This is a genomic window from Brunnivagina elsteri CCALA 953 (assembly GCF_002289455.1).
GTDB lineage: Bacteria > Cyanobacteriota > Cyanobacteriia > Cyanobacteriales > Nostocaceae > Brunnivagina > Brunnivagina elsteri.
In genome coordinates this window covers 1-12194 of the sequence record NZ_NTFS01000202.1, presented here as the reverse complement: position 1 = coordinate 12194, position 12194 = coordinate 1, and the positions used below count along the sequence as shown (strand labels likewise).

The 12194-nt window shown below is 39.5% G+C and carries 13 protein-coding genes and 3 pseudogenes; 11 read left to right on the top strand and 5 right to left on the bottom strand.

Annotated features, from left to right (window positions below):
• Positions 1-67 precede the first annotated feature (67 nt).
• Together CK510_RS17535 and CK510_RS17530 are read right to left on the bottom strand one after the other, a co-directional pair.
• On the bottom strand, positions 68-427 hold the full coding sequence (locus tag CK510_RS17535; protein ID WP_095722933.1) for a GNAT family N-acetyltransferase: 360 nt from the start codon (positions 425-427) through the stop codon (positions 68-70).
• A gap of 143 nt (positions 428-570) precedes the next feature.
• On the bottom strand, positions 571-1116 hold the full coding sequence (locus CK510_RS17530) for an HXXEE domain-containing protein (RefSeq protein WP_245912193.1): 546 nt from the start codon (positions 1114-1116) through the stop codon (positions 571-573).
• Positions 1117-1279: 163 nt separating this feature from the next.
• On the opposite strand from CK510_RS17530, the gene CK510_RS32855 reads away from it, so the two are divergent.
• Positions 1280-1489, top strand: a complete 210-nt coding sequence (locus tag CK510_RS32855) for a hypothetical protein (RefSeq protein WP_211293220.1) — start codon at positions 1280-1282, stop codon at positions 1487-1489.
• Here CK510_RS32855 and CK510_RS17520 read toward each other — a convergent pair.
• Complete coding sequence (locus CK510_RS17520) at positions 1480-2112, bottom strand: DNA cytosine methyltransferase (protein ID WP_245912192.1); 633 nt, start codon at positions 2110-2112, stop codon at positions 1480-1482. The genes CK510_RS32855 and CK510_RS17520 overlap by 10 nt on opposite strands.
• A gap of 339 nt (positions 2113-2451) precedes the next feature.
• Between CK510_RS17520 and CK510_RS17515 the strand changes: the two are divergent.
• The 5 genes and pseudogenes from CK510_RS17515 to CK510_RS33515 all read left to right on the top strand — a co-directional run.
• A pseudogene (locus CK510_RS17515) lies at positions 2452-3057 on the top strand (hypothetical protein); the annotation flags it as partial.
• A 134-nt stretch (positions 3058-3191) separates the two neighbouring features.
• Positions 3192-4847: an AAA-like domain-containing protein gene (locus tag CK510_RS17510; RefSeq protein WP_095722931.1), complete on the top strand. Its 1656-nt coding sequence runs from the start codon at positions 3192-3194 to the stop codon at positions 4845-4847.
• Between the two features lie 190 nt (positions 4848-5037).
• Entirely contained in the window at positions 5038-5664 is a 627-nt protein-coding gene (locus CK510_RS17505) for an AAA-like domain-containing protein (RefSeq protein ID WP_095722930.1), read from the top strand.
• A gap of 551 nt (positions 5665-6215) precedes the next feature.
• Positions 6216-6809, top strand: a pseudogene (locus tag CK510_RS33520) (GUN4 domain-containing protein); the annotation flags it as partial.
• Between the two features lie 231 nt (positions 6810-7040).
• Positions 7041-7415 (top strand): annotated as a pseudogene (locus CK510_RS33515) (M23 family metallopeptidase); the annotation flags it as partial.
• Between the two features lie 421 nt (positions 7416-7836).
• Here CK510_RS33515 and CK510_RS17495 read toward each other — a convergent pair.
• Entirely contained in the window at positions 7837-8250 is a 414-nt protein-coding gene (locus tag CK510_RS17495) for a hypothetical protein (protein ID WP_095722928.1), read from the bottom strand.
• Between the two features lie 6 nt (positions 8251-8256).
• Entirely contained in the window at positions 8257-8382 is a 126-nt protein-coding gene (locus CK510_RS34020; RefSeq protein ID WP_281257051.1) for a hypothetical protein, read from the bottom strand.
• 263 nt (positions 8383-8645) lie between these two features.
• On the opposite strand from CK510_RS34020, the gene CK510_RS17490 reads away from it, so the two are divergent.
• The 5 genes from CK510_RS17490 (at position 8646) to CK510_RS34015 (ending at position 11986) form a co-directional block, all read left to right on the top strand.
• Positions 8646-10139 carry an ABC transporter substrate-binding protein/permease gene (locus tag CK510_RS17490; protein ID WP_095722927.1) on the top strand — a complete coding sequence of 498 codons (1494 nt, stop codon included), beginning with the start codon at positions 8646-8648 and terminating at the stop codon, positions 10137-10139.
• Positions 10132-10866, top strand: coding sequence for an amino acid ABC transporter ATP-binding protein (locus CK510_RS17485; protein ID WP_095722926.1), 735 nt, complete (start codon positions 10132-10134; stop codon positions 10864-10866). The genes CK510_RS17490 and CK510_RS17485 overlap by 8 nt, the downstream gene beginning before the upstream one ends.
• A gap of 18 nt (positions 10867-10884) precedes the next feature.
• A complete protein-coding gene (locus CK510_RS31855; RefSeq protein ID WP_158224925.1) occupies positions 10885-11028 on the top strand; it encodes a hypothetical protein in 144 nt (47 codons plus the stop codon).
• A gap of 224 nt (positions 11029-11252) precedes the next feature.
• Complete coding sequence (locus CK510_RS33510) at positions 11253-11405, top strand: hypothetical protein (protein WP_245912191.1); 153 nt, start codon at positions 11253-11255, stop codon at positions 11403-11405.
• Between the two features lie 458 nt (positions 11406-11863).
• Positions 11864-11986, top strand: a complete 123-nt coding sequence (locus CK510_RS34015) for a hypothetical protein (protein WP_281257050.1) — start codon at positions 11864-11866, stop codon at positions 11984-11986.
• Positions 11987-12194 lie beyond the last annotated feature (208 nt).

Sequence of the window (12194 nt, the reverse complement as noted above, 5' to 3'; positions counted from 1 at the left end):
TTTTTCTGTCAATGCGTAAGTCCTAGCTTATTGAAAAAGTCTTTTTGTCAATAGGGTTTGAGATGCGCTAACCCTGCTTACCAATACCGCAACCTTGGTAATTTTTGTGGCAATAAAAGCAGTCGATATGACCATTCGCTTCTAGCTCTCCAAACCCGACAATTGTGTCCATTATATGGGCGATATATGTAAATCGGCTCGAACACACTTCCACCCAGTTTCTAAAGTAGATATTATCTGGTGCCCATGCTCGAACTTGGTTGCTTGAGTAGTCGCGGATATTGATTTCCCTAACCGTGTTATGAAATAACTGGGCTATTTGTTCGGTATCCTGTTCTTCAAATAATCGTATTGCGATCTGACTATTTACGTATTCGCGGAGGTCTTGACTGCGATCAGGTTGTTTGCATTCTACTTCACTAGTCATAGTATTTCCTTTTGTTTATAAATTTATTGGCGTTTACCAGAGGTTTTATGCAACACGTAATTTTTATCGCCATGACTTTTCCCTGACAGCCTTGCATTAGCCTTTCTTGTAATTATGCGATCGCAACTCCTCCAGAGTATCGCTCACGAAATTTGACTCTGGGATGCTTGTATTGTCTCCCAAAGTAGCCATACTGATATTGCCAAGCCGATCGCACCACTAATTAACACTGCTTGTAAACTTAACAACTGCCAGGTATATCCGAGATAATAAACCCAAATACTTAAGGGAAATAGTAAAAATAATCCCGTCAGAGTACCGGGACGAAGTTGTCGAGCTTTCCAACTCAAAAATAGATGGTCGAGTAGGGGATGGGTAAGACCAACCGCAGGTAAAATCATTCCTAAAACAGACCATTGCCACCCTGCAAAGGCTGTAACAAATGCAAAGATAAATACGGGTATAATTTCTAGAACTAATCCAGTATCAAAAAGAACCGAACGCCAATCAGGTTTAACTTTTTCGTAGGCTGGGAGCCATACTTCTGCGATCGCGTAGCGACTCCTCTGGAGTATCGTATGGAGAATCAATGCGATCGCTAATAGCCAAATCGATAAATTTTGTAATGCCATAGTTGTATTGCGATGGGAATTGCTTTTATCATGTAGATAGTCACCATATATATGCATACATATTCGGTGTGAGTAATTCCGAGGTTGATAAAAATAATTCTGTTAACAAAAGTGGCGATACTAACGCTTGAGTCGCGTAGCGATCGCTATTCCGAAAGACAGGTGTATTTCTAAATTAGCGAAGCCAAAATAATGACATCATCACCCCCAGGAAATAATTATGGCATCAGGAATAATGGTTACAGGTGAATGGATAGCAGATGGGAATCAGCCAAATTCAAGTGGTGAGTTCCGTGAGATACCAACAAAATTTCGCGATCGCATTGATTCTCCAAGGGAGACGCTACACGAACGCACAAAGCAACTTGTCCCAGGACATCGCAAAACAATTGTTGAATTTTGCTGCTCGAACATATGCACCTATACTTGAGAAGCGATCGCATAAGCAAGCAAAGGAGGAACGCTATTACCGATCGCTTTATGCGCCGCAAGCTTACTTGTACCAAAATTAAACCAATCGGGAAAACTATGTAATCTCGCGGCTTCACGAACCGTTATCACCCTCGCATGTTCGTAGTGTATTGGACGCGCTGTTGTTCGATTCCCACTTCCCGCACGTAACGTCGGGGAAAAAGCATCGGCTGACAAGCGATAAGCCCAGGTCGTAAGTTCTTTCTCTCCTGGTTTTGTACCACCATATTTCTGTTGAGTAGCTGGTGCGTGTACTGTTGCTTGGAAGCCACTAATGGCGAAATGCGCCACGGGGATGCATCCCTGTGTACACTTTCGCGTACTCCGTAAGTTTGAACTGTCCGTGAAGATGTTATCCAAATATACTGCGTATTCGCCCTTTTGGTTTAATTCCCAGGTGTCAATTTGAGGAACGATCGCAATATGACTTAGATCGGCGATAGCGTCAAAGACGCTGACCTTCGGTATCGCATCCCCCACATTAAACCTATTCTCACTCTCAGTAGGTGGCTCAATTTCCCCAAACTTCGACCCTACCCAAATTGCTCGTTGTCGTTTTTGGGGTACACATAAAACAATCAAACCGTCACCGTACCATTAGCACGGTGTTTAAAGCACGACATAAAGCCGATGTTAGTGAGGTGTGAAGGTGTATAACTTGATAGATATCAACATACATTAAAATACTTAAGTTAAAGTAAATTAATATACCAGAGTGCTTTTGTATTCCCATTATAAAGTGGGTGCGATCGCGTTAACTTCCTGACTTGATTTGGGAGTGCGATCGCACCCTAAATCTACCATCCCCAAAAACTATGCTGGCAACGAAAAATCTGTTGCGTTTAAAACCCCATCGGCACGCTACCATAAGTATAATTACAGACTTATACAGACTTTTATACCAAAACCCTGTGCTTACCAATGCCTCTAAACGAAATCATTAGTGCGATCGCTGGTTTTGCAAGTCCTATCCTCAAGGACAAAATTCAACGCAATGAGACTGTAATCAAGCTATTACAACAGTTTAAGCTTGACCCCGAACATCCACCTGGCGATTTTAGTGGGGTTTATGCTTATGCTTTGGTGGAATACGGTGTTGGGAAACCCAGACAATTGCTGGAAATTTTTCGTCACGATGAAGTCAAACAGGCGTTTCGCAAAGCGTTTGACCACAATAACCCTTCAATTTTGCTTTCGGAAGTCGATACATTTCTCGATACTTACGCTTTAGGCGATGAAATTCGCGATTTAGGGCTGGATGTGAGGCGAGAAGTGGCTGAATTTGCTACTGTTTTTATTGAAGTTGCCAAACGTAGTCGCACTCCTGGGGATGTGTTGATGAGTCACCAACTTGGTTCCTTACCCAAGCGCATTGCCAGCATTCAGGAGCAACTTAGCAGATTGCCGAATTTAGAAGGAATCCGTACAGAAATAGCGCGGTTAGCGACTGAGAGTTATCCCGCGTTGCCAGGGGTTTCTGGGGCAGAAAATAATTGTAAAGCGATCGCATACTCAAGCAAGATGCAAAATCTGATACCTTAAAAAATATTTCAGGAATATCACCTAAAAAGTGTGAGATATATACTTAAGGCTATTTTGTTGCGATCGCTTACGTGAATCGTCCTTAATAGCGCTGTTGCTCTTGACAAATTAGCTTAATTATGAGCATTTATTATACACAATCCCATACACCAACTCGGAATATCTTACTTTTATCGGCAAATCCTAAAGGTACTAGTCAATTGCGTCTAGCTCAGGAGATGCGGGATATTAGGGAAGGGTTAAGATTGTCAGAGAATCGTGACCTGTTTACAATTAGTTCAGCAGAGGCTGTACGTCCCAGGGATATACATAGAGCTATTTTGACATACAAACCACAGATTATTCACTTTTCTGGGCATGGTTCTCCAGAAGAAGGTTTGTTATTTGAAGATGAAACGGGTGGGGTAAACTTTGTTGATGGAGAAGCTTTAGCTGGTTTATTTGAGTTATTTGCCAATCAAGTTGAGTGTGTTGTTCTCAATGCTTGTTATTCCAAATATCAAGCTGCGGAAATTGCTCGACATATTAATTATGTAGTGGGGATGAGTCAGGAGATTCAAGATAAAGCTGCTATTGAGTTTGCTGTTGGTTTTTATGATGGATTGGGAGCAGGGGAAGATTATGATTTTGCTTATAAACTTGGTTGCAATGCTATTTTGATGGCTGGAATCAAACAGCATTTAATTCCAGAGTTAATTAGTTCTGACACTTTAAATGAGAACTTAAATTTGCAATTACCATCAACGAATTTACCTAGAAATAATAATTCAGAATTATCCCAGAATATATATATTGACAGAACTCCGATTGAAGAGAAATGCTACCAAGAGATTTTACAACCAGGGGCGCTAATTCGGGTTAAAGCTCCTCAAAGAATGGGTAAAACCTGGCTTTTGGAGAATTTGCTATCATCCGCTAGGGAACAGGGTTATCAAACAGCAAAGTTAGATTTACAGCAAGCGGAAAACTCGATTCTCGATAACTTGAAAAGTTTCTTGCAGTGGGTATGTGTTGATGTTTCTGATAGTTTAGATATTGAGCCTGAAGTTAATGAAATTTGGCAAGATATATATGGTGTGAATAAAAATTGTACTCGTTACTTTCAAAAGCATTTATTATCAGCTAGCGAAAGTCCTTTAGTATTTGCTATTGACAACTTTGAGCGACTATTTGCATATCCAGATATATTCTCTCAATTTTGCTTGCTGTTGCGGGGTTGGTATGAAAATGCAAAAGGGGGTGACAGGGTAGCGAATATTTGGAAGAAACTGCGGTTAGTGGTGGTACATTCGACAGAAAATTATCCGGTTTTGGATAGTAACCATTCACCCTTTAATGTGGGTATCCCAATTGAATTACCGGAATTTAATCGACAGCAGGTAAAAGCTTTTGCTGGGAATTATGCATTAGATAAACAGTTGGGTGAGCAAGGTTTAATTAAGTTAATGGAGTCAATTGGAGGACATCCTTATTTACTACAACAAGCATTTATTAACCTCAAAAATCAGCAAATAAACTTAGAACAATTGTTAAGTCTTGCACCCACGGAACAGGGAATATTTAGTGACCATTTGCGACAACAATTGTGGCATTTACAACATAATTCTCAGTTAGAATTAGGGTATAAAAAAGTGGTCAGGACAAATGCACCTGTGCGACTCGATGCTGAGGTTGCATTTAAGTTGCATAGCTTGGGTTTGGTGAAGCTTTCAGGTAATGATTGTCTCCCTAGCTGTGATTTGTATCGTCAGTATTTTTCTGAGCGTTTGGGGTGATATTAATATCCTCGACTTCTCGCGTCTCGTACGTCTGGTTCCCATGCTCTGCGTGGGAACCTACGTCGGAGGCTCCGCCTCTAGTTTAACAGGAGGCAGAGCCTCCAAGAAGCGTTACAAGTCAGAGCCTTGTAACGAGTTACAGCACACCACACAATGATTTGATTTTTTTGAGCGTTTGGGGTAAATCATGTTTAACGAGTACAGATTTTCCGGAAGTCTACCAGAAGATGCTAGCACCTATGTCACACGGGAAGCTGACACAGAATTATATGATTCGCTGACAGCAGGGAAGTTTTGTTATGTTTTAAACTCCAGACAATCGGGAAAATCCAGCATTCGGGTACGCACAATGCGACGGTTGCGCGATGCTGGGGTGGAATGTACTGCGATCGATTTATCTGCGGGTGGTGTGCAAAATGTCACACCCGAACAGTGGTACGTGGATTTAATCGACCATTTGATTGAAAGTTTTGCTTTAGATGTAGATTTGGGGGATTGGTGGGGAAAGAATCAATTACATTCTGAGGTAACAAGATTTCGGAAGTTTATTGAAGATGTTTTGTTAGTTGAAGTTAAATCAAATATTGTTATTTTTATTGATGAAATTGATAGTGTTCTCAGTTTGAATTTTCCCACAGATGACTTTTTTGCTTTAATTCGCGCTTGTTATAATCAACGAGTTGATAATTCCGAATATAATCGCCTCACTTTTTGTTTGTTGGGAGTAGCTTCACCGAGTAATTTAATTAAAGATAAGCAGCGTACACCATTTAATATGTTTATAATCTTATTTATCAAGAGGTTTTTAATTTAAATTGGGTTGAAGCTGAATTAAAAAAATTACGTCCTTATTCGGAAGCTTTTAGAGCTTGGGTTGCTTCTGGGTTAGTTGATGAGTCGCGGCTTTTGCGGGGGAATGCGCTGCAAGATGCTGAAGAATGGGGGAAGGATAAGAATTTAAGCTATCAGGATAAACAGTTTTTAGCTGCTAGTCGAGAGCAGGAAATTCAGGAGGAAATTGCTGCGAAAGAAAAAGAAGCACAATTGGAGCGAGAGAGGAAGGATAGGGAAGCCACGGAGTCAAGAAATTTATTATTAACTGAAGCAAATATTAAGGCTAAAAGAAAGATTCGTAATGGTTCTATCTTTGTATTGTTGGCGTTAGTAGTTACTGCAACTTTAGGTATCTTTACAGAAAAACAAATCAATAAGCTTGCTTCGATAGAGAATGAAGTTAAAACTGTTCAAAAATTATCTCAATTAGCTGGAGATTTACGTAATGATAATCAAGAATCTGCGTCAGATGAAGCTTTAAGAATAGCTGGATTATCTTTTAGAATAAAAGACCGTAATCTCAAACTATCAATGTTATTGGCTTCTATGTCGCGAGCATATCAAAGTCTCGGAAAGAAAAATGAGGCAAAAGAGAATATTACAGAAAGTCTAGAATATTTAAATCAAGTAGGAAATCAAATTAGTGCTGATGAAAGAATACGAGTTGAATTATTGATTAGATATATGATAAATGATTATCAAGAAGCTTTTAATTTAATTCAAGCTTATCCAAACGAAATTAATCCATTTAAAGATAATCAAATTATCACAGTCCAAGATATTGAATCTATTCATCTAGAATTACTAAAAAATAAAATATCAGAGAGGCTTCGACTTAAAGTTGAAGCCTCTCTCAAACAACACCATTATGCTGAACTTAATAATCTACTTGCAAGTAAAAAATGGCAGGAAGCAGATGCAAAAACAGCACTCATAATTCGTTCTTATTTATTTTGCTCAGATATTAAAAAACTTGACGAAATTTGGGTAAAACACTCACAAGGGCGTTTTGGTTTTAGCGTACAAAAGAAAATTTGGTTAGAACATGCAAATCGACTTAGTGTTACACAATTTATAGAGAAAGAGAAGAAGAACTTTAATGATTTTTTGTCTCAGATTGGATGGTATGAACAAGGATATGAAGATATTATCGAGAAAATAACAAAAGATGGATATAAAAAAGGAAATGCTGGTATATTACCTTACTCATTACATTTTGGAAATGTAGTATCTTCTTTTTCTAAATCTAATCCTTTTTATCATTATATTTACGATCTCCGACAAGAACCTCTTTCATCTGCTGAAATTTTATTTTCTCCGAAATGCAGATTAAACTCCTTAAACCGACAAATTAAATTTATTTGGCCTGCTAAAGGTGTTCTCACCTCCGGTTCCGGTTGGCGCTGGGGCAGAATGCACAAAGGTCTTGATGTCGCTAACTCCGTTGGTACTCCAATTTATGCATCTGCTCCCGGAATCGTCGCGAAAGCTGGCTGGAGTAAGGGTGGTTACGGTAACTTAGTCGAAATTCGTCATCCTGATGGTAGTATGACCCGTTACGGTCATAACAGCAGAGTTATGGTGTCAGAGGGGCAACAAGTGCGTCAAGGTGAGAGAATTGCTTTAATGGGCGATACTGGATTTTCTACGGAACCAACTTTACATTTTGAAATTCATCAGGCAGGCAAAGGAGAAGTAAACCCAATAAATTTTTTACCATCTGGACTCTAAACAGCAAACAGGGGTCATCGTGCTAAAATTCTGCGATCACGCTTCCAACCCAAGCACTTAAAACGATGCGATCGCGCTTCTAATCCAATGACTCAAAGCCATGCGATCGCACTTCCAATTCAAGCGCATAAAATCATGCGATCGCGCTTTCAATCCAATCACTTAAAACCATGCGATCGCACTTCTAATCCAAAAACTTAAAATTATGCGATCGCGCTTCTAATCCAACCACTCAAAACCATGCGATCGCGCTTCTAATACAACCACTTAAAATCATGCGATCGCACTTCTAATCCAATAACTTAAAATTATGCGATCGCGCTTTCAGTTTAGCCACTTAAGTCAATCATGCGATAAGCCTGAGGTTTCGCGTATCGCGCTTTCAATTTAGCAATTATCGTACTACTCAAATCGACCATACTTATACAACAAAACCCTTTGCTTTCAATATCGCGGTGACTTGTTGGTTATGAATGACCATTGCTTCGCGATCGCGGATGGTGCGATCGGGATCATCAGGATAAATATTATGTCCCCATTCACCTTGATAATTTTCTAGACTAATGCGTTCTCCAGTTGCCATGATACGTCCATGAAAACTACTACGGGTATGCGCTCCATACTCTCCATAGGGAATATAGTAGTCCAAATAGGAATTTGGGGGTGGGGAAATAACAAACTGTATCCTGTAGTCACCATAGCTGGCTTTGAGCCAGATGCTATAGATATTGTTGAATGTAAAAAAGGATGGCAGTAGGGAATCTTCAGTCACCGATTGTTTGAGATAGGTACTAAAGAGTTCGTACAGTTCGGGTGAAAGTTTTTCTTGCTCCATATTTCTCTAAAAAAGCGATTCTCCATGCTCTAAACCGCAAACACTATCCTCACTTAACCAGTTCACCATTTCTTCAAATAGCTCTCGTGCTTCCGAGAAAAACATGTCTTCTTTTGAGGTAGATGCTTTCATATGTCTTGATTATCTCCCAATAGATGCTTACTTTTTAAGCCCGTCAGTAATACCTGGTTATTTCCTCAAAGTACTACTCTGACAGACTTATCATCTTTATTCTTCCAAAGTATAGCGTACTTTTAAAAGAGTCGCACCCAAACGAAGTAATGCTTGGAAAAGACAATCGGCAATTTCTGTGCGATCGCTAAATAAGAAGCTACATTAATATAGTTTCATCAAAAATCTGTACTCTTGAGTGCATCTACCTTACCCATCAATCTATGAGAAAGCGGAGAAAATCACTTTTCACCCTACTGTTTACAGTAGTTTTGGCAATCAGTATCATCAACGGTCAAAATCATCCAATACTGGCATCATCGATTGGTAAAGACACATTGACGATGATTACTTCCCCTGATTATCCCCCTTTTGAGTATTACGAAAATCAGGGAAACACTCGCAAAATAGTTGGTTTTGATATTGATATTGCCAACTATATCGCTAAGGAATTGGGATTCAAGCTGGAAATCATGGAAACGGATTTTGGTGGTTTAATTCCCGCATTGCAAGCAAATCGCGCTGATTTTGCGATGGCAAGTATGAATCCGACTCCTGAAAGAAAGCAAAATGTTGATTTTTCCCTGATTTATTACCAAGGCAGAGATTCAATTGTTGCCGACAAAGGTAGTAAAATTACCAAATTAGAGGATTTAGCCGGGAAAAAACTAGGGGTGCAATTAGGCACAACTCAAGAGCAAAATGCAAAAAAAATGGCAGCAAAGTTACCAGGAATGGAAATTAAGCTGTTGAGTAAAGCCCCAGAAATGATTCAAGAGATAAAATCGGGACGGATTGATGCGGTGATTTTGGGGGAAATTACTGCCCAAGGGTTTACCCAATCGAATCCAGAATTAGGATTTTATCCGTTACCACCAGAGGATAAGGAAGCAGGAGGAAGTGCTGTAGCATTCCCCAAAAATTCCCCTTTGGTTGCACCATTTAACAAGGTATTGCAGAAAATGATTGATAGTGGTGATTTAAATAAGCTGAAAACTCAGCGAATTGCCGCTATTAAAGATACCCTAATCCCTACTCAAGCGGTAACAAAAACAGGTCTAAATTTCGACATAAGCCGAATTATTCCCGATATCCCATTCATTCTTCAGGGAATACCCGTAAGCTTGATGTTTACTTTGTTGTCGTTATTTTTTGGTTTAATTTGGGGAACGTTACTTTCCCTATTCAAAATTACAGGCATTAAAGCTTTAACTTGGTTTGCCAATGCCTATACCTCGGTGTTTCGCGGTACACCAATGCTTTTACAGTTGGCGTTGGTTTATTATGCTACACCCCAACTAACAGGTTACAATATTCCCGCGTTGCAAGCTGGTGTTTTAACATTTACCCTCAATTCCGGCGCATACATGTCAGAAACGATTCGGGGAGGGATTCAATCGGTAGATAAAGGACAAACTGAAGCAGCTTTATCGATGGGTGTTCCTTACCATTTGATGATGTGGGATATCATTATTCCCCAAGCTTTGAAGAATATTCTCCCAGCTTTGGTAAATGAGACAATTGGACTGTTGAAGGATTCCGCATTGGTCTCGACTTTGGGAATGGTGGAAATATTACGAAGTGCCCAAATTGTCGGGGCAAATAAGTACATTTACTTTGAACCGTTATTATTTGCCGGATTAATTTACTACGTCTTAGTTATGAGTTTGACTTTTAGTGCATCAGCTTTAGAAAGGAGATTACGTTTAAGTGAGTAAAACAGTAATTCGTACAGAAAATCTTTGTAAATCCTTCGGTAAATTGAATGTCCTCAAAGATATTTCCACAGAGATATATCCAGGGGAAGTAGTTGGTATACTTGGTCCTAGTGGTTCAGGGAAATCAACATTTTTACGCTGTATGAACCTCCTCGAACATCCCACCAAGGGCAAAGTTTACTTTCGAGAAGCCGAAATTACCGTTCCCAACGTAAATATCAGCAAAATTCGTCAAGAATTGGTGATGGTATTTCAGCACTTCAACTTATTTCCCCACATGACAGTGTTGGAAAATGTCACCTATGCACCGATGAAAGTCAAGGGATTGAATAAGGAAGATGCAATTAATAAGGGATTGGAATTATTGGATAAAGTCGGTTTAGGTGAAAAAGCTCATGTTTACCCAGCAAGACTATCAGGAGGGCAAAAACAACGAGTTGCGATCGCACGGGCTTTGGCGATGGAACCAGAGATGATATTATTCGATGAACCAACTTCCGCTTTAGACCCGGAAATGGTGAAAGATGTCTTGGAAGTGATGAAACTTTTAGCCAAAACTGGGATGACAATGGCAATCGTTACCCATGAAATGGGGTTTGCCAGGGAAGTAGCCAGTCGGATTATGTTTCTCGACCAAGGTAGTTTAGCAGAAGACACCACACCAGGGGAATTTTTTAGTAGACCAAAGTGCGATCGCGCTAAACAATTTTTGGAGAAAATGCTGTAATAAGACAAAAAGTAGCAGATGACAAGCAATATAAATTGGTCGCTTTTTTATAAATTCGAGGGCAATCTACCGCAAGAATTCTATGAAATTCGCCAGGATGGTGCGACACTTTGGGTTGCCACTGGCAAAGTGCTGACTAAAATACCGCAAAATCTCATGTGAGTTCGAGTTTGATAACTTTCGAGATGGCGTTTTTGAATCGTGTATTCAAGCTCTACAAATGCTAGACAAAGAGGAGTTTTTCAGTCCTTTTCTAGCATATCCTCTCTCCTTTTTCCAAACTTATAACTCAAACTTGACGACATAATACCAGTGTAAATACTCATGTATAAATCAAGTGTTATTGAGAGCGATACAATAAAAATGGGAATAATTAGAGGTTAAATATGACTAATAAAGAATTATTAATCCAAGAAATTGACAATTTACCACCAGAATTGCTAACAGAAGCGCTGAATTTGATTCGTTCTATTAAAAGTATTGCAGGTTTTTCGCACGCTGCCACACCGCTCGAACACCTGGAAAATAAACGCGGCTAACTAACTCCCAAGCTCTAAAACTACGCTTCCCGTCCAACAAGGACACACACCATGCTTCGTCCTTGATATAGCGATCACTCTCAACTTTCCACTCCAAAAGTGCAAACCTATGGCTTTTGCGCTGCACCATTCGCAATTTCCGTTCTGCTGCAACGCGACTAGACAGCATCTTTACCTCAAACTTTGAAGCAGCCAGCAATACATCGATCGTCAGTTACCCTCCCAGACTTTCGGTATCTATCATTTGATCGAGTGCCACCAATTTAATAGCTTTGCTCCTTAAAACCTCCAGAAGACCATAAAATAGTTTTGACGAACTGCCAATACGGTCAATTCTTGTTACAAGTAGTTCGCTAACCACTCCTTTAGGCGTTAATTTTAAATTACAGATTATTCGTTTCTGATTTGCTGCTTAGGAACGCGGATTAAATAAAGTGCAAAAGTCTCAAAAGTAGGGTGTGTTAGCGCAGCGTAACGCACCATTCCAACCCACATTCCGCACCCTAACTGTCACACATCAAAAAAATATTGAGAAAGTAGTACATAAAACCTACAAACAAGTCATAGCCAAAGAGAACTAATAAGAATTAGTGGCATTAGTTCAAAGTACAAAGTTACTATTGAGATTATTGGGTAGTCAAAGAAAAAGCTCCTTGAGTCAAAAAGATTAAAGAATTAAGAAAAATTAATTTTTGACAAAAGTAAAAATGTGAAAATAAAAGCAGAATTGTTAGGAAAATTCTGCTGCCATGTTTAATATAAAAGATGTTGAAATACAAAATATCGACC